Genomic DNA, 1787 nt, shown 5'->3' with positions numbered 1-1787 from the left:
CCTGCCGGAGGCGATGGCGCACGCGATCGCGATGCCGGTGACGGGCCACTTGGCCGGACTGCTGGCGACCTGCGACGTGGTCGCGCTGGGCCCCGGCCTGGGGCAGGCGGACTGGGGGCGCGCGCTGTTCGCGGCGGCGCGTGCGGCCGGGCGTCCGCTGGTGCTCGATGCCGATGCCCTGAACCTGCTCGCGGCCACCTCCGGGGCGGACCCGCTCGCCGCGGGCGACATCCTCACCCCGCACCTGGGCGAAGCCGCGCGCCTGCTCGGCTGCAAAGCGGCTGACGTGCAGGCCGACCGACTCGTCGCGGCATCGCGGCTGGTCGAACGCTGGGGATGTGTCGTGCTCCTGAAGGGCGCCGGCACGATCGTCGCGGCACCGGGCCGCACGCCACGGATCGTCGCCGCCGGCAACCCAGGCATGGCGGTGGGCGGCATGGGCGACGTGCTCTGTGGCCTCGTCGCGGCACTGCGCGGCCAGGGCCTGGACGCCTTCGAGGCGGCCTGTCTGGGCGCGCTGCTGCACGCCGCGGCGGGCGACGCCGCGGCGGTGGCCGGAGGCGCGCGCGGCCTGTTGCCCAGCGACCTCATGCCCTGGCTGCGCCGTCTCGGCAATCCCTCCCATGCCCCACAGGACCCACGCCATGCATGAGCCGGTGCCCGAACGCCACCTCGTCGACGCCGACGCCACCCAGGCGCTGGGCGCGGCGCTGGCCCGCAGCCGGCCACCGCGGGCCGTCGTCTACCTGCGCGGGGACCTCGGCGCCGGCAAGTCGACCCTGGCCCGGGCGCTGCTTCGCGCGCTGGGGGTGACGGGCACGATCCGGAGCCCCACTTACACACTGGTCGAACGCTATCCGCTCCAGGACGGCGGGGAAGCCTGGCACCTCGACCTGTACCGCATCGCCGATGCCGGCGAGCTGGAATTCCTCGGCCTGGACGCCGACGAGACGCGGCTGTGGCTGGTGGAATGGGCCGAACGGGGGGCGGGTGCATTGCCCGCGGCCGACCTGGTCGTCGAACTGGCGGTGGCCGGCGACGGGCGCACGGTGCGCCTGGTGCCGGCGAGCACGCGAGGCGTCGCCTGGCTGGCCACCCTGCCGGATTGAGGGCGCGAGTTGCGTCCCTTTCCTGAATCTTTCCACAGGAAGTCACGGCAGGTGACGGATTCGTAAAGAAAAAATGGCTTGCAAAACCCCGAAAGTGGTGCTTGACTAGCCCCCATGCGAATCAAGGGGGCCACCGTGCAGAAGGGTCTGATGGGGCTGGCGCTGTTGGGCGCCGTGGCCTGGAACCTCGCGCATGCCGGCCAGATCAAGGACCTCCAGCTCCGCACCGGCGCCACCGGCACCCGTGCCGAGATCGTCATGGACGCCCAGGGCGGGGTCAGCACGCTCAGCCTGTCCGGCCCCGACCGCCTGGTGGTGGACTTCCCCGGTTCGGATCTCGCAAAGGGCTTGTCCCTGCCGGCGCCGTCGGGCGTGGTGAAGGGTGTGCGCACCGGCCACCCGGTGCCCGGAACCACCCGGATCGTGTTCGACCTCGCCCAGCCGATCGCCGTGCTCAAGCCACGCGTCGAGCCCGGTGCGCAGGGGCCGGTACTGGTCCTCGAGTGGCCCGGCGACGGTGCCGGCGCTGCGCCGGCGACGCAGGTGGGCGCAGTACCGGCAGCGTCCACGTACACGCCAGCCCCGGGCACGAGCGCCAGCGCGCCGCCTCTTGCGGCGACGGCCGAGCCCGACCTGGCCGCTTCGGCCGCGGCGACGACCCGACTGATCAGTGAGCTG

The 1787-nt window shown here is 73.4% G+C and carries 3 protein-coding genes; all 3 read left to right on the top strand.

Annotated features, from left to right (window positions below):
* Positions 1-652 (top strand): NAD(P)H-hydrate dehydratase (locus FKV25_RS06475; RefSeq protein ID WP_141517975.1); only part of this gene is annotated, 652 nt, incomplete at its 5' end.
* On the top strand, positions 645-1109 hold the full coding sequence (gene tsaE, locus FKV25_RS06470) for a tRNA (adenosine(37)-N6)-threonylcarbamoyltransferase complex ATPase subunit type 1 TsaE (RefSeq protein ID WP_141517974.1): 465 nt from the start codon (positions 645-647) through the stop codon (positions 1107-1109). The genes FKV25_RS06475 and tsaE, both read left to right, overlap by 8 nt.
* A 114-nt stretch (positions 1110-1223) precedes the next feature.
* Positions 1224-1787: AMIN domain-containing protein (locus tag FKV25_RS06465; protein WP_141517973.1), on the top strand; the 564-nt coding region annotated here is incomplete at its 3' end.

It is taken from the genome of Marilutibacter aestuarii, assembly GCF_006546775.1.
GTDB lineage: Bacteria > Pseudomonadota > Gammaproteobacteria > Xanthomonadales > Xanthomonadaceae > Marilutibacter > Marilutibacter aestuarii.
This window is presented reverse-complemented; position numbering and strand designations above follow the sequence as displayed.